We start from the raw sequence: 23,329 nt of genomic DNA, 5'->3' as shown, positions 1-23,329 counted from the left end.
ATGATATTAGCGGTTAAATGTTCATCTTTTAAACAATATTTTATTATAATTTGAAAAAGGGGTTTATAATATGAAATCAAGTAAACTATTTTTAAGCTCAATAGTCGTTATCTCTGGACTATTTCTAAGCACATCTACTTTTGTAAAAGCAGCCGATGATTCAGATTCAGCAACTGCTAATACAACCGCACAATTTAATGTCGAACCAGGACAATTAAATTTGAAGTCCGCACCAGATTTTAATTTTGGTGGTCATACATTACAAGATTTAATGACATTGATAAATAACAAAGCATCAATGAGTCAAAGTGGTAATACTGTTGATCCTCACAGTGATAGTCATGATATAACAAGTGATAACTCACATTTGGCGGTTAGCGATTATCGTGGATCTGGTAACAGTTGGCAATTGAGTGCTTCAATTTCTGATTTTAAGAACTTGAACGGAACAGGAACAGTTTCAGGGCTCATCAATCTGGCTGGTGTCAATAAAGATGCATCAATTTCTGGCAGCCAAAGCGTTATCTGGACTTCAGATCAAGCTTACACTGCTCAAGGGGAATTAATTGATGGTCAGGGTGAATCAAGTATTGATATGTCTCAAGGAAGTACTTTAACACTAAGTAATCCATTAGCATTACAATCAGGTAATTACCAAGCAACAGTTAATTGGGTATTGGAAAACACCACGCAATCAGCAACAAAGGGATAGGTAGTAAGAAGTTGGGGAAAGATCCTCAACTTTTTTTAATGTGAACTTAATTGGGAGCACAAAATGAAAAACAGAATTCTTAAATTAGTATTTGTTCTAGGCAGCATCTTTTTATTCACAGGAATATTTAACCATTTTCAAGAAGTTCAAGCTGCAGATGCTGGATTTACAATCAACGCTAAGTTACCAGACAATCAATATGACGACTCCGTAACCTATTTTGATTTGTTAATGAAGCCAGGACAGAATCAAAAATTGGTTCTAACCGTAGAAAATTTAACTGGTATGTCTAAAACCATCAAAGTTTCGCCTAATAGTGCCTATACGGCTAATGGTGCCAGTGAAGCATATGACAAATACAATCAAAATAAAAACGGTCATCAGATTTATTCGTTCAAAAATATTGTTTCTCAACCACAAACTGTTAAGTTGAAGGCCCATGAGACTAAAGATATATCGTTTGAAGTACGAATGCCTACAACGAAATACCAAGGAATTCTTGAAGGAGCATTCTACGCAACGGACGTTAGTGACAAGAAGTCGAATCAGAGTAACAACAATGGATTTTCAATCAAAAATCGTTATTCAATGGCTGTAGGGTTAATTTTGAGAGAACACGAGAACCAACATGTTCAACCGGATTTTAAATTGCGTCAAATTCGTCCCAGTGCCAGCAATTACACTTTAAATTCCGCAATTCTTACGGAAATTGAAAATAATAAAAATGCGACAATTGGGAATCTCTCCATAACAACTACGATAACTCCTGCCGGCTCATCAAAAGTATTATTAGAAAAAAGTGAGAATAATCGTAGTGTTGCTCCGAATTCAAGTTTTTTATATGGAATTGGTCTTGGAAATAAATGGCTAAATCCTGGAAAGTATCATTTGAAAATGATCGCAACCAATGGTGTTCAACGCTGGGTGATTAATAAGGATTTTACGATTGATTTTATGACCGCAATGAAATTGAATCAGCATAATAATAGTTTACGCTGGTTATGGATTTTATTAGCAGTAATCATCATTGTTCTATTAGTTCTAATTTTAATTATTTGGAAGAAACGACGGAAAAAGAGTGAGTTAACTTCATAGGAGATAGTCTTATGACTCAAAAATTTAAAAAAGTGGCAATTCTGTTTGTTTGCTTAATGTCTTTTTTACCGTATTTGCAGGGAAATAAGATTCAGGCGGCGGGCAATGATGCTCGAATAGATGGCCAGTATCCAATGGGTGTCGCATCTGATTATATGTTAGTTGCCGGGAACCGAATTCGAAATATCGGTGGGAATCTTATTTCTGGTCGTGTCATGACAAACTCTATGGCGCTAGATAGTTCTGGCTTTAATTCTGGCAGTATTTGGAATAATAGTTTGAATACTTATGACAGTGGTATTTCACTTGATGTTGCAAATGATTTTTATAGTCAATTATGGAATCCAGCAGTGATAATCAACGATTTTACTAAAGAAAGTACAATTAAAGACCCAACTTTTAGTAAGCCAACAGATCAATTAGTCACTAATGTTGCGGGAATGTGGCCTTATGCTCCAGGAACTTCGCCTTATAAAATCTATCCTGATGATCAAAAACGAGTTCGGTTTATTACCGATACACCCAAGGAAGAAGTCCAAAAAAGCATTGATGCTGGCTCACAACAATTATTGGATACTGCTTGGAAGAACAACTTAGATGTTAAAACCGAAGCGGGTACGCCAATTAATGGATTAGGTGATTTAACACAATTCAAGGACAATAATGTAGTTAAATATCTAACGCAAAATACCTCGGTGGCTGGGCGTAGTGTGGAAAATGATATTCAAGATGTATCAGAGTTCTATTACAACTTAGCACCAGGTAACGATGCTGCTTCCACTTTTGCAGTCAGTGATTCACGTATTATTGATGACCAGCAAGAAAACCCACAATATTTTTCTGAAGCTGATCCTAGCGTGGCAGCAACTGTTATTAATATAAAACAAAATCCAGATGTTGATTATGATACTGGTAGTAAACCAGTAGTAACAGTTGCCATTGATAAACAAAAAATGTTAGCGGCATTGAATAATCATCCGATAGTCGGGATGCATTTACTATTTAACTTTTCAAAAGAATTCTATAACGCAAATGGTGAACTAGATGCTTCAAAAATTCCTTATATTGTACTTAATTACAAGGGATTTACGAAGGATGATCATCCGGGACAATTTATCTGGGGTGATACTGACACCTTTGGAACTGCGGAAGTAAAAGATGGCAAGTTAGCAAATGAAAAGTTAATGAATGAAGCTTTAGGAGTAGCTAAGGGAGATTGGAATAATTCCAAGGTTCTCTGGATGGGTTCACAAATTCTAAATAACTTCACGGATGTTTATGATGTTGATAATTATCCAGAAAGTTATTCTAGCAGTGCGCGAGATATGGCGGGATTGAAGGGTGATAAAGCTGCGGTTTTCTTTAGATCCCAAAATCATTTGATGTATGGTTCATTATTGATTCCTCATGGATCTTTTTATACAAATGGAGCTAGTAATTCTTCATTTGTTGGTGGAATTACTGCTGCTAATAATATTACTCTAGACGGTCATGGAGCACCTATTTCACCAGATCAGAATAACGGAGCTTTCGGTGTCTTTGGTCGTAAAGAAAATGGAGATACTGATTTTCCGGATTTACAATCTCCTGACAAGAAGTCGATTATTGAAAGTGTTGATTTAACAGCAGGGCGCACTCAAGAAGTTTTGAATAATGGTACGGCAAATTTTGATATAGCCAAAGATACTGTAAACGACTTGCCAAAATCTGGAATCAAAGCCAATTTAAAAATTAATTCAGTTGCTAAGGACTTAAACGTTTATTATAAGCTGAAGAGTGATACTAATTGGAAAAAACTAGATCAACAAAATCAAACTAAAAGATCTGCTTCAACTACTGAAATCACCATCAATGATTTGGAGTCGTTAGTTACGGCTAGTTCAAGTTTTGACCGTGGTCATCAAGTTGGAAAATTGCCAGTAACAACTAAGAATCATATGGGCTTCTTACTTCAGAGAAGTAATATTTTTGAATTGGCAGTGGAACCAGCTTCTATCAATACTAAAATACGCCAAATAGAGTTTAAACCTAAAGATATTTTTGAATTTACTTTAAATATTGATGGTTCTTTAGAAGCAGTTGTTCCAGATAAATTAAATATGGGCACGGAAATATCGGGTCAAAAAGATGAGTTTGTTCAAGAAGTACTCGTTAACGAAATTGATGCATCACTTCGAAACACGGCAACTCAAGTTGAAAATGCGACTCCAGTAATAAATGTCTATAATCCGTTCAAGACCAGCTTTGATTTATCATTAAACAGGAATCTTATTGATGCAAACCAGAATACGAATAATCCTCTAACAATTAAGGAAAACTTTTTGTACAAAATGGAAGCAGATGATGCGTTTATGCCAATCATCAATGGCGATGAAGGAACGATTTCAGTTCTTCACAGAATGCAAACAGCTCCCACAATTTCAGATTCTTCTGATTTGCAATCAACAAAGATGCTTTTCAAACTACCATATAATGAAAAGTACGAATCTGGTCAATATCAAGCCGATATGAGTTGGAAACTAACAGCAATCGACTAATTAATTAAAAAATACCCTAAATTTAGGGTATTTTTTTGTTGGATTTGTTTTATAGTTAAATTAAAAATAATTAGGAGATGGCTAGTTTGAATCAAAAAACAAATAATTCTCACTTAATCATGGTGGCTATATTTATTGCTACTTTTATGACCTCGATTGAAGCTACAATTGTCACGACGGCATTACCAACAATTATTTCTGATTTAAATGGATTATCAATGCAGAGCTGGGTCTTTGCTACTTATCTATTAACCAGCGCTATCAGTACTCCGGTTTATGGGAAATTAGCAGACACAGTCGGCCGTAAACCAATTTTTATTATTGGAACCTCGTTATTTTTACTAGGCTCATTTTTGTGTGGTATTGCGGGAAATATTGAAGCTCTAATTGTTTTTCGTGCCATTCAAGGATTAGGAGCTGGCGCAATTATGCCGGTAACTTTCACTATTATTGCTGACTTATTCTCATATGAAAAGCGTTCGAATAAGATTGCCTTCAATAATACAGCCTGGGGAATTTCCGCATTGTTTGGACCAATAGTAGGTGGATTCATTGTTGAAAAATTAAACTGGCATTGGATATTCTTCATCAATCTTCCGTTAGGATTGATAGTCTTGTTGATTATTGGGTATATGTATCATGAAACTGAATTTCAAAAGAAAAAGCTAAATATTGACTATTTGGGAATCATTTTTCTATCCATTTCGTTGGTCTCACTATTGTTATTATTCCAAGACTTGAGTAATCCCCAATTAGCAATGTCAAAATTGATTACTCTAGTTATCATTATTATCGTTTCATCGATCTTATTTTTAGTGGTGGAAAGAAAAGTTAAAGATCCAGTGATACCGTTGAAATTATTTAGAAATTCAACTTTTTCAATTCAAATAGTTACGGCATTAATCTTGAGTGGAGTACAAATGGGCTATCAAATATATTTCCCAATTTGGCTGCAATCAGTTTATAGTTTTTCACCATCTATGGCTGGCCTAGCTATTACACCTAGTTCAATTATGTGGTTAGTAGGATCATTTTTTGTCGGTTGGTTGATCAAACGTTATGCACCAAAAAGAATTATTATGCCACTAGTTTTGATTGAAACAATCATCTTTTTACCATTAGTATTTGCAACCAGACAACTTCCTGAAGCAACATTTTATCTAATTGCAACAATCAATGGTTTGGTAATGGGGATTGTTATTACGACAACAACCGTTATTTCCCAGCATTTAGTTCCTAAGGATTATCTGGGCACAGCTTCTTCAATGTTTACTCTAGGTCGTACTCTGGGACAAACCATTATGACTGGAGTTTTTGGACTGATTTTCAATTTAGCAACCCAATCGCAATTAAAGAATTTCAACAATATTTCACTGACACAAATTACTAATGAAATCAGCTCAGTAACCAAGTCTAGTTTAGGAAAAAACGTTGGGCAAGAAATTCAATATATTATCATTAATAATATGCACAGTATTTATTTAGTGGTAGTTATCCTATTTATTTTGGTATTTGTAATTAACTATTTTGACAAACAAAAAACAGTGGTTGAGTAATACTTTCTTTTTGTTATATTTGTAGTAAATAAAGAGAGTATGAGAAGAATGACATGATTACTATTAAACGTTGTGATCTATCATCACTAGCTGACTTGCAGCAGATAAGCCGCCAGACTTTTCAAGAAACCTTCGCACCATTTAATTCACCAGAAAATTTGGCAGAGTATTTGAATCAGGCTTTTAATGAAGCAAAACTATCAGCAGAATTGCAAAATCAAGATTCACAATTTTACTTTATTTATTATCAAGAAGAAATTGCTGGATATTTGAAAGTTAACTTCGATCAGGCACAAACTGAAGATTTTAGTGCTGATAATATGGAATTGCAAAGAATTTATATTCAACAAAAATTTCAACATTTAGGGCTGGGTCAAAAGTTGTTTGATAAGGCTTTGAGTATTGCCAAGGAAAATCATAAACAGGCAATTTGGTTGGGAGTGTGGAGCCATAACGAAAAGGCTTTGAACTTCTATAACAAGCAAGGATTTGTTGAATTAACCCAACATCAATTTAAAATTGGTGAAAAAATACAGATAGACAAAATCATGATAAAAAACATCTGCTAATTACAGCAGATGTTTTTTTAATGACCACTAGTTGCCTTAATACCGATAATTCCAATTAATAGTAGAGCAATGAATAACCAAGTAAGAGGTGCAATCTGTTCTCTAAATAAAATTACACCAATAATAATAGAGCCCACTGCACCAACTCCGGTCCAGATTGGGTATGCCAAACTGAGTGGTAATACTTTGGAAGCTTTAATCAAAAAATAGAAACTGACAATCATTCCAACAACCGTCAAAATTGAAAAATTCAGTTTAGAGAATCCGTGGCTAAGCTTCATCGTGGTTGCCCACCAAACTTCACTCACACCAGCAATCATTAAATAAATCCAGGCCATAAGAAATTCCTCCTCTGTAAATAAAAAAGGACATCAATAACTTCTACTTAGACCTAAAGAAGTTATCAATGCCCGGTGGCTTGTTAAAAATATCTTAGCAAATTCTAGAATTAGTGGCAACTTTTGTAATTAATTATTTGCTTGCTTCTAAATCTAGAAGTGCTTGTTTTAGTGGTAATCCAGCTCTAAATCCACCAAGAGATCCATCTTTTCGAATTACTCGATGACATGGGATGACAAATAAAATTGGATTCTTGGCAACTGCACTGGCGACTGCTCTGGTGGCGGTTGGTTTTCCTAAATTACTTGCTAGCTCTTCATAAGTAACTGTTTGTCCGTACTTAACTTTTTGTAATTGTTGATAGACAGACTTTTGGAAAGAAGTTGCCCAACTTAAGTCGAGATCGACATTGAAACCTTTTGATTTGCCATCAAGATAATTTAGTAGAGTTCCTCTAAGCTGTGAATTCTTTTGCTCAGAAAATTCAGCGTCAGAAATAAATTGCTTAATTTCTGAAAAATCTTTGTTCGGAGTTCCAATAAAACAAAGACCATTATTTGTATAAGCATAGTAGAAACAGTCATTATTATGAACAATATTGTCGTAAAAAACTTGCATTATTAATACCTCATTAACTTTTAAGGATATCTTACGTTTTTTTGAAATCTGGCTTTTTCTATGAAAAAGTCATAAGATAGTTATATTATATCTTACTGAGGAAAAAATATGTCACAACATCGTTTAACTGAAAAAAGATGGCAAGCCATTCAAGAAAATAACAAAGAGTATGATAGTCAATTTGTTTACGGATTAAAAGATTCAAAGATTTTTTGTGTACCTTCTTGTCAGTATGAAGTTGAACAAAAAGAAGCTATTGAATTATTTGATAATGCCCAAGAGGCTAGAAATAATGGATACTTACCATGTAAGAAATGTCGTCCAATGGGGGATGTTGCCACTGATGAAGATTGGGCCAAAGAAGTAAAGAATATTGTGAAATTAAATTATCAAAAAGATCTTAATTTAGAATCAATAGCCAAGATGGCACACGGAGCACCATATTATCTACATCACAAGTTCAAAGAGACAACTGGAAATACTCCGTTAGATGAATTAATAAAAATTCGAATCTCTAAAAGTAAGAAGCTTCTGAAGACTTCCACTTTAACAATCCCAGAGGTTGCTAAGCAAGTTGGAATTAACAACCCGGCATATTTTAGTACTTTATTCAAAAAAGAAGTAGGTCAAAGTCCCTTGAAATTCAGAAAAGAGCATCCTAATAATCAACTTAGTGAATTGCTAAAAAACATATCTTTAGACTTAAAAAATTATTAAGCTTCCTATAATAAATACCCCCTATCTTTTGTGGGAACAAATTTCAAGATCACGACTTAAAATTGTGGTCTTTTATTTTGAACTAGTTTATAATTAAAAACGTTCCCAGATTTGATATGTAAGCTAGGGAATCGGTTTCAGAAAAATCAATTTTTGGTTAAATTTGAAGCCAAAAATACACAAGGGAGGTTTTGTAATGGTTGGAATTATTATTGCGAGCCATGGTCAATTTGCCGAAGGAATCAAACAATCCGGTTCAATGATTTTTGGCGAACAAGAAGATGTACAAACTGTTACATTCATGCCAAATGAAGGTCCTGATGATTTGAAGGCTCATTTGGAAGAAGCAGTTAAGAATCTAAGTTCCAGTGATCAAGTGCTATTCTTGGTTGATCTATGGGGTGGTTCACCTTTTAATCAATCAAACAATTTATTCGAAGAGCACAAAGATGACTGGGCAATTGTTACAGGTCTTAACTTACCAATGCTTATCGAAGCATACTCTGCAAGAATGTCGATGGATTCTGCACAAGAAATTGCTACAGCAATTATCGGCGCTGGAAGAGAAGGGGTTAAGGTTAAACCTGAAACTTTGGACAAGGCACCTAAAGCTGAAACAAGTTCTAATGCTACAGCAAACGCTGGTGCTCCAGGTAAGATGCAATACGTGCTTGCTCGTATTGATACTAGATTGCTACACGGTCAAGTTGCTACTGCATGGACAAAGTCAACTCAACCAACTCGTATTATTGTTGTTTCTGATGATGTTGCTAGAGATGAACTTAGAAAGAGTTTGATTCAACAAGCTGCACCTGTTGGAGTTAAAGCTCACGTTGTTCCTGTAGAACAAATGATTAAATTGGCCCAAGATGACAAACATTTTGGTGGCCAAAAAGTAATGCTATTATTCGAAACACCACAAGATGTTTTAAGAGCTGTTGAAGGTGGTGTTCCATTGAAAGAAGTTAATGTTGGTTCAATGGCACATTCAACTGGTAAAGTTCAACCTAATAAGGTTTTGGCTTTTGACCAAGATGATATTGATACTTTTGCTAAATTAGAAAAAGACGGCATCAGTTTTGATGTACGTAAAGTTCCTAATGATTCAAAAGACAATATGGATGCAATTCTTAAAAAAGCTCAAGAAGAAATCGATAAAACAAAATAGTCATTAAGAAAACGGAGGATTAATAACTATGGTTCCTAATTTTGTTCAAGTTATTTTGATCTTAGTTGTTGCATTTATGGCTGGTATGGAAGGTATCTTGGATCAATTCCATTTCCATCAACCAGTTATTGCATGTACTTTGATCGGTTTAGTTACAGGTAATTTAGTTCCTTGTCTTATTCTAGGTGGTACACTTCAAATGATCGCTCTTGGATGGGCAAACATTGGTGCTGCTGTTGCCCCTGATGCTGCTTTAGCTTCAGTTGCTTCAGCTATCATCTTAGTTCTTGGTGGACAAGGTGAAAAAGGTGTTTCTTCAGCTATCGCTATCGCTGTACCTTTAGCTGTTGCAGGATTGTTATTAACAATTCTTGTTCGTACATTAGCTACTGCTATCGTTCATTTTATGGATGCTTCTGCTAAAGAAGGTAACTTTAAAATGATTGATTTTTGGCAAATTGTTGCTATCTGTATGCAAGGTTTACGTATTGCTATTCCAGCTGGTTTAATTTTAGCTGTTGGTTCAGGACCCGTTAGAGATCTTCTAAACCAAATGCCAGCATGGTTGACAGACGGATTAGCTATTGGTGGTGGAATGGTTGTTGCCGTAGGTTATGCTATGGTTATCAACATGATGGCAAGTCGTGAAGTATGGCCATTCTTTGCTATTGGTTTTGTCCTAGCAACTGTCTCACAAATTACTCTTATCGGACTTGGTGCTATTGGTGTCTCATTAGCTCTTATCTATCTTGCTTTATCAAAATCAGGTGGATCAGGAAACAATGGCGGCGGCAATACTGGTGACCCAGTCGGCGATGTCATAGACAATTACTAGAAGGAGGAAGACAAAATAATGGCAGATCAAATTAAATTAACTAAAAAAGATCGTTTGTCCGTTTGGTGGCGTTCAACTTTCCTTCAAGGATCATGGAACTATGAACGTATGCAAAACGGTGGTTGGGCTTACTCATTAATCCCAGCCCTTAAAAAACTTTATACAACTAAAGAAGACCGTGCCTCAGCTCTACAAAGACATTTGGAATTCTTTAATACTCATCCATACTTAGCATCACCAGTTATTGGTGTTACATTGGCTCTTGAAGAAGAACGTGCTAACGGTGCACCTGTTGATGATGTTACTATTCAAGGTGTTAAAATTGGTATGATGGGTCCTTTGGCTGGTATCGGTGACCCTGTGTTCTGGTTTACAGTTAAACCTATTATTGGTGCTTTGGCAGCTTCACTTGCTATGGCTGGAAACATCATGGGACCAATTATTTATTTCGTTGCCTGGAACGCAATTCGTATGGCATTCATGTGGTACACACAAGAATTTGGTTACAAAGCTGGTTCAAAAATTACTGATGACCTTTCTGGTGGATTGTTACAAGACATCACTAAAGGTGCTTCAATTTTAGGTATGTTTATTTTAGGCGCCTTAGTTAACCGTTGGGTATCGATTAAGTTCACCCCAGTTATTGCTGAGATTCCTTTGAAAGATCCAAAAGCTTACATACATTGGGATAAACTACCTTCAGGTGGACAAGGAATTAAACAAGCTCTTGAACAACAAGCTCAAGGACTATCAATGTCAAATGTTAAAGTAACTACTTTACAAGATAACTTAGATCAATTAATTCCAGGACTTGCTGGATTGCTATTGACTCTAGCTTGCATGTGGCTACTAAGAAAGAAAGTTTCACCTATTCTTATCATCTTCGGATTATTCATCCTTGGTGTTGGATTACACGTACTTAATGTAATGTAATTTAAGAATTTATTTAGATAAAAGACTTCGAAGTATTTCGAAGTCTTTTATTATTTTCTTATTGACAACGTTTACAATTAAGTATATATTTTTAATTAAGCAAGTGTGTTACTGATTCGATCAGGCATAAACCTACTAATTAGTTGTACAATATATTTGTATACAAATTGGTGGGTTTTTTGTTTGACTGAAAGGAGGCAAATCTAAGAAGTGAAATTTATTAAGAATTTTAATAATAATGCTGCCTTAGTCAGAGATGATAAGGATCGGGAGTTCGTCGTAGTTGGGAATGGCGTTGGTTTTGGGAAAAAATCAGGACAAGAAGTTGATGAAGACAAAATCGAGTATCGCTATAAAGCCGATGACGATACCAATAGTGAATTAAAAACCTTAATAGAAATTCCTTCAGAAGTTTTACAGACAGTTAATGAAATTATTAAACATGCTGAAGAATCTCTAAAAATCACTTTTGACGATTACCAGTATTTAACACTTGCCGATCACGTAGACTTTGCTGTAAAGCGCGCTCAGCAAAAGGTCGAAATGATAGATGGTGCGATTAATTGGAGTATTAGTAATATGTACCCTAAGGAGTATCAAGTCGCACTAGATTCATTGGAAATAGTGGAGAAGAATCTAGAAATAGAATTGGATAAGGGTGAAGCAATATTTTTCACTTATCATTTTCTAAACGCCGCTTCTGACAACGAAGAGATGCAAGATACGATTTATATCACTGAATTAATCAACCACATAGTTGAAATAACTCAGTATCAATATGGTGAAGTAATCGACACTAAATCATTTAATTACAGTCGATTTATTGCTCACTTACATATGTTTATCTTACGTCACTTAAATAGTGAAGAAGTAACAGCAGATGATCTAGATCCAGGTTTTGCATCCTTGATGCAGATGAAATATCCTAAAGCATATGAAACAGTAGAAATCATTACTGATTTTCTAGAGAAAACTGAACATTGGCAGTTGACACCTGATGAGAAAGTTTATCTCTCGTTACATATCTTTAGAGTTACACATAAAAAATAGACAAAATAGGTGTGTTACCGCAAAAGCGGGCATTAACCCAAATACGAAGAGACGAAGACTCTCTTTGTGTTTGGGTTTTTATTTTGGAAAGAGGAAGAATATGGCATACGAAGAAATCGCAAAAATAATTGTCGACGGCGTTGGCGGACGCAAAAACGTTAATAGTGTGGTTCATTGTACAACTAGATTGAGATTTAAGTTGAAAGACGATGACAAAGCAAAGACAGACGTCTTAAAAGATACAGACGGTATTGTAACCGTAGTTCAATCTGGTGGACAATATCAAGTTGTTATTGGTAACAAAGTTGCCGATGTTTATAAAGCAGTTTTAAGTGAATTAGGAATGGATGAACAAGAAGCAAGTTCTGATGAGGCTACAGGGAGCCTACTTGATCGATTTGTTGATTTAATTTCCGGAATTTTTGCGCCAGCGTTAGGCTACATGGCAGCTACCGGTATGATTAAAGGTTTAGCTGCATTATGTTTGAGCATGGGTTGGTTATCAGACAAGAGTGGAACATATCTAATTCTTAACGCATTAGGTGATTCGTTCTTCTACTTCTTACCAGTTATGTTAGGTTATACAGCCAGTTTGAAATTCAAAGTCAGCCCATTCTTGGGAATGGTTCTGGGTGCAACCTTAGTGTATCCAACAATTGTTGGTATGAATCCAGCTACTTTAGCAGCTGGAGGAGCTAAGCCATTATTTACATTGTTTGCAGGATCAATTTTTGCTTCACCTGTTTACGATACATTCTTAGGAATACCAGTAATTATGATGAACTACACTTCATCGGTTATTCCAATAATCTTGGCAGTTTGGTTTGCTTCAAAAGTTAATAAATTAACTGAAAAGTATATTCCGGAATCTACAAAAGTTTTCCTTGTTCCTTTCACAAACTTGTTGATTTCAATTCCTGTTACTTTACTAGTAATCGGACCTATCTCAACTTGGGCAAGTAATGCGGTTGGTGCTGCAAGTATTGCCTTGATCAACTTCAGTCCAATTTTAGCCGGTCTTGTAATTGGTGGACTATGGCAAGTATTAGTTATGTTTGGGTTACATTGGGGACTTATTCCTATCGCTATTCTTAATATGGCATCAGGGGCTGATCCAATGTTAGTGTTAACATTTGCATGTTCATGGGCTCAAATTGGTGCGGTTCTAGCTATTACGATGAGAACTAAGAATGAGAAACTTAGAGGTTTAGGAATCTCAGCTTTCATTACTGGTATCTTTGGAATTACCGAACCAGCTATTTACGGTATTACTCTTCCACGTAGAAAACCATTTATCATCAGTTGTATTGGTGGTGCCTTAGGTGGTGCAATTATCGGAATGTTTGGTTCAAAAGGTTATCAAATGGGTGGTATGGGAGTTTTCGCTCTTCCTTCATACATCAATCCTAATGGTGGTATCGGCATGCCATTCTGGGGAACTATCATTGGTGCTCTCATCGGATTCATCGTTGGTTTAGTTCTTACCTTAATGTTTGGTATTTCTAAAGAAGATTTAGTTGAAGAAAAAGTTGCAGTTGCTACTCCTGCTGGAAATGTGGCTGTTGATACAGAAGAAGTTGACGATTTAGATACAGAGAACCTTTCAGTTCTTGAAGATATTAGTAGTCCATTAAATGGTGAAATAATTCCATTAGAAAAAGTAAAAGATGAAGTATTTGCTTCAAAAGCAATGGGACCTGGAATTGCTATCCAACCTGCTGACGGAAATCTTTATGCTCCTGCTGATGGTAAAGTTGAAATGATTTTCCCAACTGGTCATGCAATTGGGATTTCAACTAGTAACGGTGCTCAAATTATGGTTCACTTAGGAATGGATACTGTTCAACTTGACGGTAAATTCTTTGAAACTCATGTAAAAAAAGATGACGAAGTTAAAAAAGGTCAATTACTAATCAGTTTTGATTTAGAAGAAATTCAAAAAGCTGGTTACGACATGGAAACACCGATTGTAGTAACTAACTTCAAGGATTACCAAGTTGTTGAACCATTAAAAAATAGTGGTGCAATTAAAGTTGGCGATGAAATTCTAGAACTAAAATAAAACTAAGGAGAACATTATATTATGACATCAAAATTTCCAAAAGATTTCTTATGGGGTGGCGCTACTGCTGCTAATCAATGTGAAGGTGCTTATCAAGAAGATGGTAAAGGAATGTCATTAGTTGATGTCCTACCAACTGGACCTAATGGAAGAATGGACGCACTGTTGAATCCTAAGAAAGCTGTTGAGACAGATTATGGATTCTATCCTAGTCATGAATCAATTGATCACTTCCATCATTATCAAGAAGATATTAAACTATTCGCAGAAATGGGCTTCAAAGTTTACCGACTTTCAATTAGTTGGCCTAGAATTTTTCCAAATGGTGATGAACAAACGCCTAATGAAGCTGGATTAGAATTCTATGACAAAGTTTTTGCAGAATGTAAGAAATACAATATTGAACCTTTAGTAACCATTAATCACTTTGATACACCGCTAGCCTTACTAGATAAATGTAATGGATGGACTGATCGTGTCTTGATTGATTATTATCTTAACTTCTGTGAAGTGCTATTCAAACGTTATAAAGACGTTGTGAAGTATTGGTTAACATTCAATGAGATCAATATGATTTTGCACTTACCTTTCTTAGGTGGCGGAATGGATGTTACTCAATCAAGCAATCCGAAGCAATTACAATATCAAGCTGCGCATCATCAATTAGTTGCTTCTTCACTTGCAACTAAATTGGCACATGAAATCAATCCGGATTTCCAAATTGGATGTATGCTAGCTGCTGGTAAAACTTATCCAGCTACACCAAATCCTGAGGATGTTTTTGCGGCAATGAAAATTGATCGTGAAGGATATTTCTTTGTTGATGTTCAATCTCGTGGCTACTATCCAAATTATGCTAAGAGTATGTTCAAAAAAGAAAATATTAATTTGAAGATGGAAGCTGATGATGAAGATATTCTTCGTAAATATACAGTTGATTTTATTTCATTCAGTTACTATGCTTCAAAAATGACTAGTGCAGATCCTGAAAAAATGGCAGAAACTGAAGGGAATGTTTTCCCATCATTGAAGAATCCATATCTAAAAACTAGTGAGTGGGGTTGGCAAACTGATGCCTTAGGTATGCGTGTAACAATGAATGATCTCTATGATCGTTACCAAAAACCACTATTTATTGTAGAAAACGGCTTGGGTGCTAAAGATACTGTCACTGAAGATGGCAAGATCCATGATGATTATCGAATTGAATATTTAAGAGATAATATTGAAGAAATGGGTAATGCAATTGAAGATGGTGTTGAATGTCTAGGCTACACTAGCTGGGGATGTATTGATTTAATCAGTGCAGGAACTGGTGAAATGGCAAAACGTTACGGCTACATCTACGTTGATCGTGATAATGAAGGTAATGGTAGCTTGAAACGAATGAAAAAAGATTCATTTGAATGGTATAAAAAAGTTATCGCTTCTAATGGTGAAGACCTAGCATAAATAAAAGATAGAAAAAGCCTTTTTAAAGGCTTTTTTTGTTATAATAGATTCATTGATGAAGAATGAATTGGAGCTAAGTAATAATGGTTGGATCAATTAATAAAGAAGTTGAATTAGAAATAAAAGCTACTTCATTTCTAGGATTTTCTAGTTATGGATTTATTGTTGTTGGTGACCGTGGATTTGAATTTTTTAATGACAAAGATCCAAAGGATTTTGTGCAAATTCCGTGGGCAGAAGTTGATAAAGTGGCGGTCTCTGTTTTGTTTGGTGGGCGTTACATTCCGCGTTTCGGATTTATGACTAAAAAGAATGGTACTTTGACATTTTCAACTCGAGACAATAAGAAGACATTACGTGCTATTCGGAAATATTTAGGGCCTGATAAAATCGTTAAATCACTTGGATTTTTCCAAGTCTTAGGCCGCGGTATTAAAGGGATTTTTAACCGTAAATAAATATTACAAAAAAAGATCAAATTATTTTAAGCAAAGGTATTGCTAACTCTTTTTGAACGTGGTATAACTATCTGGTTGAAAAAAATAAAAGGGAATTCCCAGGAGGAAAAAAGAGTGCTTTTCTTTGATAGTGCAAGAGATTATGAAGTAACCTGTAGTTTCAGAAATATTGAAGGCAAACAAATTGTCAAAAAACGTATTTGCCACAATGTTTCCAAACGAGAAGCAAAAGAAGGAATGAAGCATTATATCTTCCGCTCTTACTCCGATTCCATGGATATTCATAAACCAATTAAAATTGATACAAAAGTAAACCGCTAAAAATAAGCAGTTAGACAATAGTCTAACTGCTTTTTGTTTGTTACTTTGGTACAATGAAGCTAGAAAAGAGGAGAAAAGATGGAAGATAATCACGATATAACCGGAAAGAAATTCTTCTATGTGACAATCTTAAATGCTGTGATTACAGCACTTGAGTTTTTGGGTGGAATTTTTTCTGGTTCTCTAAGTTTGTTATCTGATGCTGTTCATAATCTACAAGATACAATTTCAATTGTTATCTCATATATTGCCCATGTAATTGGGAAAAAAGCTAGCAATTCGAATAAGACCTTTGGATATAAGCGTGCCGAAATCTTAGCGGCATTTATCAATGCCAGTGTATTGATTGCCATCACGGTTTTATTGGTTATTGAAAGTATTAAACGTATCAGTGAACCTCAAGAAATTGATGGTGGTTTAATGATGACAGTGGCAATTATTGGTTTAATTGCTAATGGTATTTCAATGCTGGTCCTACTTAAAGATTCCAAAAACAATTTGAATATCAAGGCTACTATGCTGCATATGCTTTCTGATACAGTATCTTCTGTTGGGGTTGTAGCTGCTGCCATCTTCGTACAACTATTTCATTGGAACTGGGTTGATCCACTAATTACAATACTTGTTGCTTTGTGGATTATGAAGGAGTCATTTGGGGTAGTTAAAGAGACAGTCAATATTTTGATGGAAGCTGGACCCAAAATTGATTTAGACGAAGTTAAAGAAACAATAAAAACAATTCCAGAAATTAAGGGTGTCCATCATGCTCATTTATGGATGATTGATGAGAATAGTATTAACTTCGATGCCCACATTAATGTTGACCAAAGTAAAAAAGTAATCGACATTGAAGAAATATATGACAAAGTGGGATCACTTTTAAAAGAGAAATATAACATTGGCCACGTCACTTTGCAGGTGGAATGTAAAAAAGGATTAGAAGAACCAATGATCAAATAGAGCGTGACAAATAACGGTTAGAACGCGCTTCAGATAGCAATGTGTAAACATGCTTCAAAACTATGTACCTCAAGGGATATTGTAATGGTTTCATTAATTTTAGTTAGACACGGTCAAAGTGTGGCCAATGAAGAAAATATTTATACAGGTTGGACAGATAGTCCCTTAACACCAAAGGGCGAAAATCAAGCCAAAATAGCCGGTCAGTTGCTTTCAAATAGCTTTCATGATCAGATAGCTGAGTATCACACATCATTGCTTAGCCGAGCAATTAAGACGTCATATATTATTCAAGAAGAATTGGATGATTTGGCAAAACCTTTAACTAAATCTTGGCGACTAAATGAACGTCATTACGGGGCGTTACGGGGGTTAAACAAAGATTACACTCGTGAAAAATATGGGAAGCACGAAGTTGCCTTATGGCGACGCAGTTATAAGAAACGACCACCATTACTTGGACGACCTGATGAAACTGAAAAGATGTACAAATATCTAGATATTAAATCTATGCCGGTTGGTGAAAGTTTGGAAGATGCAACCAAGCGATTAATTCCTTATTTTCAAGATGTGATTGCACCACGATTATTAGACCAAAAGAATCAAATGATTGTAGCTCATGGTAGTACAATTCGAGCTCTAATCAAATACATAGAAGATATTTCTGATGAAGATATTGATGGCGTAGAAGTAGACAATGCTCAGCCAATTATTTATGAGTTTGATGATAAATTGAAATTAATTGATAGGAAATAATAATGAACTATAGAATTGCTGAAAGAAGTGATTATGCTACCTTAGCGGATATTTGGGAACGATCAGTTATCGCAACTCATGATTTTTTGAGTGATTCATATCGTGCCGAATTAAAAGAGAAAATCTTAACTTATTTTCCTAGAGCAGAAGTTATGCTGTGGATTGATGAAGATAAGATTATTGGCTTTTCTGGAATTAAAGACAGTAACTTAGATATGTTATTTTTAGATTCTGACAGTATTGGCAAGGGGTATGGTCATCTAATAATTAAACAATTAGTTGATAACTTTGGCGTTAAAACTCTAGATGTTAATGAAGACAATCCACGAGCTCTTAAGTTTTATCAGGCGAATGGTTTTGAGGTCTCAAGTAGATCAGAAGTTGATGATGAGGGACAGCCATATCCGACACTACATATGAAATTAAAATAACAAAAAGAGGATATACATTGTATATCCTCTTTTTGTTATTCTTCATCATCATTAATATCAATTTCTTTTTCGATATCAAGATCGTCAGCTTCGGTTTCATTAACTCGAGTGAGTCGGAAACGTTCGACGGCCAAACGACCAACAACTAATGGAACCCGTTCTTCTACAACATCACTGTAGGAAAGACCAAACCAGTTAGCTGGTGAAATGAATTTTTGAAGTTTCAATCTTGTACCAACTATGAATTTGTTAAACCAGTTGACCTGAGTCTCAGGTGAGAGAACTTCTTTGATAAGAACAAAGGAGAAGTCACCAACTTGACGGTCAGGAATCGTAGTATATTTTTGCGGTTGTGGTTTTAACTCACCATTAATCATCATATCATTAACGATTTGACGTAAGAAGACGTTGACCTTTTGATCAACTCTGAATCCTAAGTAGAGTTGCACGTTGACCATATAATCAGTGCCAAATGTATCAACACTGTAAGCAGCGGTGTAAGGTTCATCAGTAACATTAACAGTTACGAACCAATAGATACGAGCACGTTTTGGTCGTTTATCAAGAATAGAATAGATAATGTTCTTTCTAATCTTGAAGCCTTCACGAACTTTAGTTAGATAGACCAAGTTTTCAGTGTATAGTGGAATATTATCGTCTTCTTGCAGATCATGAAGTTGTTTTTTAAATGCTAGCAACGAGACGTAATGACGACGGAATGAGTTGTTGTCTTTGAGGTAGTCGCCATATAGCCAGGTGAACATAATGAAAATCAAGGCAAAGGCAATAGACATCGTAATGTATGCACCATGAAGGAATTTCACGGAGTTAGTAGCGAAGAAAATAATCTCAATAAAGAAGAAGAATGAAACAATAACAGTTGAGATAATTTTGCTTAGATTCTCTCGTGATAATAACCATTGGTATAACAGAATTGTGGTCATTAACATTGTAATCGTAATTTCTAGACCATAAACCATCGACATTCTGGTTGAAGTTTTGAAGAAGAAGACGATGAAGATACAAGCAATCCAAAGGATATTATTTACAGTTGGAATGTATAATTGTCCTTTGAAATTAGTTGGATAAAATGTCTTCAAACGTGGGAAAATCTTTAATTTAATTGCTTCAGAAACTAAGGTATATGAACCAGAAATCAAGGCTTGAGAAGCGATGATTGCAGCTGCCGTTGCTAGCAGAACCGAGGTAATTCTCAAGGGTTCAGGAATAGCTTGGAAGAATGGATTCATTGCATCCATGTTGATAATGTTGTGATTATCTTTCACTCGATTTAACCAAACACCTTGTCCAAGGTAATTAAGTAGTAAACATACTTTAACGAAGGGCCATGATCCGTAGATGTTTCCACGACCAACGTGTCCCATATCTGAATACAATGCTTCAGCACCAGTTGTGGCTAGGAAAATACTACCAAGGATGAAAAGCCCATGAATGTTTTGGGGACTCATTAGAAGTTGAATAGCGTAGTAAGGGTTCAAGGCACGAATGAAGGAAAGGTCGAAGGAAAAGTTATATAAACCGATCAATCCTAAGAAACCAAACCAAATCATCATGATTGGACCGAAGGCTTTACCAATTAATTCAGTTCCAAATTTTTGAATGAAGAAAAGAATTGAGAGAATAACTACAGTAATGATAATAACTTGGTTCTGAGTTGTAATTGGAACGGCATTATTAAAGAAGGCCATTCCTTTCAATTCTTCAATTGCAGTGGTGACAGTAACAGCAGGGGTCATCATACCGTCAGCTAAGAAAGTAGCTCCACCAATCATGGCGGGCACAATTAACCATTTACCGCGTTTTCTAACCAAAGTATAAAGTGCAAAGATTCCACCTTCACCGTTATTATCAGCACGAAGCGCAATCAAAACATACTTAACCGTTGTAACAATCGTCAAGGTCCAAAAAATTAATGAAACGATACCCAAGATAAAATCAGTGGAAATGGTTTGAAGTCCACCATTTTCACTAATGATTGTTTTCATAACATAAAGTGGTGAAGTTCCGATATCACCGTAAACCACACCAAGCGCGATTAGAAAACCAGCAACGCTTAATTTATTATGCAATTTTTTCTTCATTGCAATGTCTAAATTTCTTTTATCTGTTGACATAATTTTTCCTTGCTATTCATAAATTATCTAAGAGCTATTATAACAGTTTAATTTAGTTATTAAAGCAATTAAAATACTATTTTGTTTGGCTAAATTAAAAGAACACTTTTAAGAAAATTAACTCAAAAGTGTTCTTTATTTGGTTTTTAAATTAAGCAAGTGCACCCATTGGATCCCATGGAGCTAGAACTTTAGGTTGATCATATTCATCTTGAATAATCTTCTTAAGATTTTCAGGAAGATACTTCTTATTAATAACGATTTGATAAGTGTATTGATCAAACCAATCATCACTCATGACAAAGTATCCTTTTGTTCCAACTTTTTCACCCCAAGAATTTTCAACCTTCCATTTAGTTGGTTTGCCATCTTCAAGGTTAACTCCAGTGATAACCATTGCGTGAGTCATCAAACTTTCAGCATAATCAAGACGTTCAGCTTTTGTCATTTGGAAGTCAGCAGCAAATAGTCCGTTGATATCATGAATTTTTGTATCCATGATTCCCAGTTTTGTATCTGAACTTTGTCCAACATCACTACCGAACCAGATTGATTCTCCGGCTTCTAATTGTTTAATAGCTAGAGATTTGAAGGTGTCGATATCAAGGTTTAAATGTCTAACTTGGCGACCGCCAACAACATTGCCCAACATTTCGACTGTATATAAATGATTGTAAGGTTTGTCATCGGTAGGTGAGTTAATTAATGAAACATAGTCGCTCAAGTCCCAGTTAATATACTTTTTAAAGAAATCTTGCGGAGTAATATTTTTCTCTTCATGGAATTTCTTATCGTCATCACGGTATGACCAATCAAAACTTGTTGGAGGAGTACCAACTGTATAAACCAAAATACGATAAACTTCACTAAGCATGTTTTCCTTAGCTTGATTGATTTCACTTTCAGGAGCATTGTCAGCTACTAATTTTCTCAAAACAATTGCATCTTTGCGTAATTTCTTATTGAGAACGTCGTTTAGTTCGGATGAATTTTGACGACTGAAAGTATCAGGCATTACTGACTTAGGAACTAGACCGTACTTCTCAACTAAAGCACAAATCATATCCCATTGGCCACCATCTTGTTGAGGTGTAGTCATTAAGAAGTCAACTTTACGATCACCAACTGGTAATACAGCAGTGTTCAAAACATTTTCAAAGAAGAAATTAGATTTTTCCAATTTATCCCAAAATAGAAGATATCCTTGTGATAATTCGAAGTCTTTAATTTTGAAATCTGCTTGAAGAGGGTGACGCAAGGTATTAAGTGCGGCGAAGACCCAGCATAATCCTGATTTCATTTGATCAGTTACAGAACCAGTTTCTAATTCAACTGAAAAAGTTGGATTCATAGCAATTTTTGAAGCCAGTGTTTCACTTGATTTGTTGATTCCGTTAGTTGCTACAGCGTTTTTAAGTGTTGCTGAAGCAGGTGTTTCTTGAACGTCTTTATCAAAACGTTTGAGTAATTCATTTGTTATTTCCATAGGTACACTCCTTATTTGCTTGATTAATAAGACATGATACTCCTATTATTAAAAAAAATCTAATCTTTAACGAATGTTTTCGATTACTTTAGGAGCTTGTTCATTACCAATAACAACGGTGTTAACCATGTCGAGGAAGAGTCCGTGTTCAACAATGCCGGTAATTCCATCTAGATATTTAGCGAGTAAATGGGGATGTTTGATTTCATTTAAGTACAAATCAATAACCAAGTTATTGGAGTCAGTCTTCACTAATTCACCTTGGTCATCAGTTCTAAATTTAGGACTAAGTCCTTCTTTTTCTAATAGGTCAAAAGTTTTTTGACTTCCAAAAGGAATGACTTCAGTAGGAAGTGGGAATTTGCCTAAAGTATGAACGATTTTACTTTGGTCAACAATCCATACTACTTGTTTAGAATTCAAGGCAACGATCTTCTCCTTTAAATGAGCGGCGCCGCCACCTTTGATGCCTTGATAATTGTCGTCAATTTCATCCGCTCCATCAATCGTTATATCGATATGGTCGACGTCATTCACATCTAACATCTTAATGCCTAGATTGACTGCTTGATCCCATGTGCGATCTGAAGTTGTGACACATTGAACGTTCAATCCTTCTTCCTGAACGCGACGTCCAAGTTCTTCGACCATGAAGAAGACAGTTGATCCAGTTCCAAGTCCAACAGTCATTCCGTCTTTAATAAAATCAACTGAGCGAATACCAGCAGCTTTTTTTAATTCATTTTGATCCATGATTGAGCTCCTTATTAGTTAAGTTTTGTAAGTATTTAGATTCTAAAATATCACGAATATCTGGTTCGTTGTCGAAAACCTTCTTTGCATAAGGACAAATTGGCAAGATCTTGAGATTGTTTTCCTTGGCATAATCAATAACAGTTTGCACAAGCTGACGTGCCAGTCCATGACCACGATGGTCTTCTTCAACAAAAGTATGATCAATACTAATGACGTTACTATCATTAATCGGTGTAAAAGTAATTTCACCGATTAACTGATCATTTTCTTCTATATAAAAACGATGATTCTGTTCATCAAAATTCATTTTGATTGCCTCGTTTCTATTTTTAATTGCGTACTTATTAATAGTAACTAAAATAATTTAAAAAGTCATTTGATAA

Annotated in this window: 23 protein-coding genes; 17 read left to right on the top strand and 6 right to left on the bottom strand. The window is 35.3% G+C overall.

All coding sequences use genetic code 11. The annotated features are described in order from the left end of the window. Positions 1-70 precede the first annotated feature (70 nt). The 5 genes from Q2T76_RS00275 to Q2T76_RS00255 all read left to right on the top strand — a co-directional run bounded on the left by Q2T76_RS00275 (position 71) and on the right by Q2T76_RS00255 (position 6,469). On the top strand, positions 71-712 hold the full coding sequence (locus Q2T76_RS00275) for a WxL domain-containing protein (protein ID WP_302082993.1): 642 nt from the start codon (positions 71-73) through the stop codon (positions 710-712). Positions 713-775: 63 nt separating this feature from the next. Next, positions 776-1,807, top strand: a complete 1,032-nt coding sequence (locus Q2T76_RS00270) for a DUF916 and DUF3324 domain-containing protein (RefSeq protein ID WP_302082991.1) — start codon at positions 776-778, stop codon at positions 1,805-1,807. An 11-nt stretch (positions 1,808-1,818) separates the two neighbouring features. Beyond that, positions 1,819-4,344, top strand: coding sequence for a hypothetical protein (locus Q2T76_RS00265; protein WP_302082989.1), 2,526 nt, complete (start codon positions 1,819-1,821; stop codon positions 4,342-4,344). A gap of 77 nt (positions 4,345-4,421) precedes the next feature. Further along, a complete protein-coding gene (locus Q2T76_RS00260) occupies positions 4,422-5,900 on the top strand; it encodes an MDR family MFS transporter (RefSeq protein WP_302082987.1) in 1,479 nt (492 codons plus the stop codon). A 53-nt stretch (positions 5,901-5,953) separates the two neighbouring features. Continuing rightward, on the top strand, positions 5,954-6,469 hold the full coding sequence (locus Q2T76_RS00255) for a GNAT family N-acetyltransferase (RefSeq protein ID WP_302082986.1): 516 nt from the start codon (positions 5,954-5,956) through the stop codon (positions 6,467-6,469). 17 nt (positions 6,470-6,486) lie between these two features. Here Q2T76_RS00255 and Q2T76_RS00250 read toward each other — a convergent pair whose 3' ends face one another. After that, the gene (locus Q2T76_RS00250) at positions 6,487-6,807 is read right to left on the bottom strand and encodes a multidrug efflux SMR transporter (RefSeq protein ID WP_302082984.1); all 321 of its coding nucleotides are present in this window, start codon (positions 6,805-6,807) and stop codon (positions 6,487-6,489) included. Positions 6,808-6,940: 133 nt separating this feature from the next. Then, positions 6,941-7,426 carry a methylated-DNA--[protein]-cysteine S-methyltransferase gene (locus Q2T76_RS00245; RefSeq protein ID WP_302082982.1) on the bottom strand — a complete coding sequence of 162 codons (486 nt, stop codon included), beginning with the start codon at positions 7,424-7,426 and terminating at the stop codon, positions 6,941-6,943. A 108-nt stretch (positions 7,427-7,534) separates the two neighbouring features. On the opposite strand from Q2T76_RS00245, the gene Q2T76_RS00240 reads away from it, so the two are divergent. The 12 genes from Q2T76_RS00240 (at position 7,535) to Q2T76_RS00185 (ending at position 18,569) form a co-directional block, all read left to right on the top strand. Next, positions 7,535-8,143 (top strand): Ada metal-binding domain-containing protein, encoded by a 609-nt coding sequence (locus tag Q2T76_RS00240; RefSeq protein ID WP_302082981.1) that lies wholly within the window; start codon positions 7,535-7,537, stop codon positions 8,141-8,143. Between the two features lie 196 nt (positions 8,144-8,339). After that, a complete protein-coding gene (locus Q2T76_RS00235; protein ID WP_302082979.1) occupies positions 8,340-9,311 on the top strand; it encodes a mannose/fructose/sorbose PTS transporter subunit IIA in 972 nt (323 codons plus the stop codon). Positions 9,312-9,339: 28 nt separating this feature from the next. Then, the gene (locus tag Q2T76_RS00230; RefSeq protein WP_302082978.1) at positions 9,340-10,146 is read left to right on the top strand and encodes a PTS mannose/fructose/sorbose transporter subunit IIC; all 807 of its coding nucleotides are present in this window, start codon (positions 9,340-9,342) and stop codon (positions 10,144-10,146) included. Between the two features lie 18 nt (positions 10,147-10,164). Continuing rightward, positions 10,165-11,079 carry a PTS system mannose/fructose/sorbose family transporter subunit IID gene (locus Q2T76_RS00225; RefSeq protein ID WP_302082976.1) on the top strand — a complete coding sequence of 305 codons (915 nt, stop codon included), beginning with the start codon at positions 10,165-10,167 and terminating at the stop codon, positions 11,077-11,079. Positions 11,080-11,289: 210 nt separating this feature from the next. Then, a complete protein-coding gene (locus tag Q2T76_RS00220; RefSeq protein ID WP_302082974.1) occupies positions 11,290-12,129 on the top strand; it encodes a PRD domain-containing protein in 840 nt (279 codons plus the stop codon). A gap of 100 nt (positions 12,130-12,229) precedes the next feature. After that, positions 12,230-14,191, top strand: a complete 1,962-nt coding sequence (locus Q2T76_RS00215; protein ID WP_302082972.1) for a beta-glucoside-specific PTS transporter subunit IIABC — start codon at positions 12,230-12,232, stop codon at positions 14,189-14,191. A 21-nt stretch (positions 14,192-14,212) separates the two neighbouring features. After that, positions 14,213-15,643 carry a 6-phospho-beta-glucosidase gene (locus Q2T76_RS00210; protein WP_302082971.1) on the top strand — a complete coding sequence of 477 codons (1,431 nt, stop codon included), beginning with the start codon at positions 14,213-14,215 and terminating at the stop codon, positions 15,641-15,643. Between the two features lie 83 nt (positions 15,644-15,726). Beyond that, a complete protein-coding gene (locus Q2T76_RS00205; protein WP_302082969.1) occupies positions 15,727-16,101 on the top strand; it encodes a DUF956 family protein in 375 nt (124 codons plus the stop codon). A gap of 114 nt (positions 16,102-16,215) precedes the next feature. Beyond that, positions 16,216-16,422: a hypothetical protein gene (locus Q2T76_RS00200; RefSeq protein ID WP_302082967.1), complete on the top strand. Its 207-nt coding sequence runs from the start codon at positions 16,216-16,218 to the stop codon at positions 16,420-16,422. Positions 16,423-16,500: 78 nt separating this feature from the next. Then, entirely contained in the window at positions 16,501-17,382 is an 882-nt protein-coding gene (locus Q2T76_RS00195) for a cation diffusion facilitator family transporter (RefSeq protein ID WP_302082965.1), read from the top strand. 84 nt (positions 17,383-17,466) lie between these two features. After that, entirely contained in the window at positions 17,467-18,138 is a 672-nt protein-coding gene (locus Q2T76_RS00190) for a 2,3-diphosphoglycerate-dependent phosphoglycerate mutase (protein WP_302082964.1), read from the top strand. Between the two features lie 2 nt (positions 18,139-18,140). After that, entirely contained in the window at positions 18,141-18,569 is a 429-nt protein-coding gene (locus Q2T76_RS00185) for a GNAT family N-acetyltransferase (RefSeq protein ID WP_302082962.1), read from the top strand. A gap of 35 nt (positions 18,570-18,604) precedes the next feature. Here the strand turns inward: Q2T76_RS00185 and Q2T76_RS00180 are convergent, their stop codons facing one another. The 4 genes from Q2T76_RS00180 to Q2T76_RS00165 all read right to left on the bottom strand — a co-directional run bounded on the left by Q2T76_RS00180 (position 18,605) and on the right by Q2T76_RS00165 (position 23,259). Next, positions 18,605-20,671 (bottom strand): KUP/HAK/KT family potassium transporter, encoded by a 2,067-nt coding sequence (locus Q2T76_RS00180; RefSeq protein ID WP_302083883.1) that lies wholly within the window; start codon positions 20,669-20,671, stop codon positions 18,605-18,607. A gap of 184 nt (positions 20,672-20,855) precedes the next feature. Next, positions 20,856-22,190 carry an aminopeptidase C gene (locus Q2T76_RS00175; RefSeq protein ID WP_302082961.1) on the bottom strand — a complete coding sequence of 445 codons (1,335 nt, stop codon included), beginning with the start codon at positions 22,188-22,190 and terminating at the stop codon, positions 20,856-20,858. A 66-nt stretch (positions 22,191-22,256) separates the two neighbouring features. Next, on the bottom strand, positions 22,257-22,943 hold the full coding sequence (rpiA, locus tag Q2T76_RS00170; RefSeq protein WP_302082959.1) for a ribose-5-phosphate isomerase RpiA: 687 nt from the start codon (positions 22,941-22,943) through the stop codon (positions 22,257-22,259). Then, positions 22,930-23,259 carry a GNAT family N-acetyltransferase gene (locus tag Q2T76_RS00165; protein ID WP_302083881.1) on the bottom strand — a complete coding sequence of 110 codons (330 nt, stop codon included), beginning with the start codon at positions 23,257-23,259 and terminating at the stop codon, positions 22,930-22,932. Before Q2T76_RS00165 ends, rpiA begins: the two co-directional genes overlap by 14 nt. Between the last annotated feature and the right edge of the window lie 70 nt (positions 23,260-23,329).

It is taken from the genome of Lactobacillus sp. YT155, assembly GCF_030504545.1.
Taxonomy (GTDB): domain Bacteria; phylum Bacillota; class Bacilli; order Lactobacillales; family Lactobacillaceae; genus BQUT01.
Note: the sequence above shows the minus strand (reverse complement) of the source record. Positions and strands in the feature narration are given on the sequence as shown.

What these genes read in the sequence shown, in the direction of transcription:
- Q2T76_RS00240 (WP_302082981.1), top strand. Translation starts at nt 7,535, where the DNA reads ATGTCACAACATCGTTTAACTGAAAAAAGATGGCAAGCCATTCAAGAA.
- Q2T76_RS00225 (WP_302082976.1), top strand. Translation starts at nt 10,165, where the DNA reads ATGGCAGATCAAATTAAATTAACTAAAAAAGATCGTTTGTCCGTTTGG.
- Q2T76_RS00195 (WP_302082965.1), top strand. Translation starts at nt 16,501, where the DNA reads ATGGAAGATAATCACGATATAACCGGAAAGAAATTCTTCTATGTGACA.
- Q2T76_RS00245 (WP_302082982.1), bottom strand. Translation starts at nt 7,426, where the DNA reads ATGCAAGTTTTTTACGACAATATTGTTCATAATAATGACTGTTTCTAC.
- Q2T76_RS00175 (WP_302082961.1), bottom strand. Translation starts at nt 22,190, where the DNA reads ATGGAAATAACAAATGAATTACTCAAACGTTTTGATAAAGACGTTCAA.
- Q2T76_RS00215 (WP_302082972.1), top strand. Translation starts at nt 12,230, where the DNA reads ATGGCATACGAAGAAATCGCAAAAATAATTGTCGACGGCGTTGGCGGA.
- Q2T76_RS00275 (WP_302082993.1), top strand. Translation starts at nt 71, where the DNA reads ATGAAATCAAGTAAACTATTTTTAAGCTCAATAGTCGTTATCTCTGGA.
- Q2T76_RS00250 (WP_302082984.1), bottom strand. Translation starts at nt 6,807, where the DNA reads ATGGCCTGGATTTATTTAATGATTGCTGGTGTGAGTGAAGTTTGGTGG.
- Q2T76_RS00230 (WP_302082978.1), top strand. Translation starts at nt 9,340, where the DNA reads ATGGTTCCTAATTTTGTTCAAGTTATTTTGATCTTAGTTGTTGCATTT.
- Q2T76_RS00235 (WP_302082979.1), top strand. Translation starts at nt 8,340, where the DNA reads ATGGTTGGAATTATTATTGCGAGCCATGGTCAATTTGCCGAAGGAATC.
- Q2T76_RS00185 (WP_302082962.1), top strand. Translation starts at nt 18,141, where the DNA reads ATGAACTATAGAATTGCTGAAAGAAGTGATTATGCTACCTTAGCGGAT.
- Q2T76_RS00190 (WP_302082964.1), top strand. Translation starts at nt 17,467, where the DNA reads ATGGTTTCATTAATTTTAGTTAGACACGGTCAAAGTGTGGCCAATGAA.
- Q2T76_RS00265 (WP_302082989.1), top strand. Translation starts at nt 1,819, where the DNA reads ATGACTCAAAAATTTAAAAAAGTGGCAATTCTGTTTGTTTGCTTAATG.
- Q2T76_RS00255 (WP_302082986.1), top strand. Translation starts at nt 5,954, where the DNA reads ATGATTACTATTAAACGTTGTGATCTATCATCACTAGCTGACTTGCAG.
- Q2T76_RS00270 (WP_302082991.1), top strand. Translation starts at nt 776, where the DNA reads ATGAAAAACAGAATTCTTAAATTAGTATTTGTTCTAGGCAGCATCTTT.
- rpiA (WP_302082959.1), bottom strand. Translation starts at nt 22,943, where the DNA reads ATGGATCAAAATGAATTAAAAAAAGCTGCTGGTATTCGCTCAGTTGAT.
- Q2T76_RS00210 (WP_302082971.1), top strand. Translation starts at nt 14,213, where the DNA reads ATGACATCAAAATTTCCAAAAGATTTCTTATGGGGTGGCGCTACTGCT.
- Q2T76_RS00260 (WP_302082987.1), top strand. Translation starts at nt 4,422, where the DNA reads ATGGCTAGTTTGAATCAAAAAACAAATAATTCTCACTTAATCATGGTG.
- Q2T76_RS00180 (WP_302083883.1), bottom strand. Translation starts at nt 20,671, where the DNA reads ATGAAGAAAAAATTGCATAATAAATTAAGCGTTGCTGGTTTTCTAATC.
- Q2T76_RS00205 (WP_302082969.1), top strand. Translation starts at nt 15,727, where the DNA reads ATGGTTGGATCAATTAATAAAGAAGTTGAATTAGAAATAAAAGCTACT.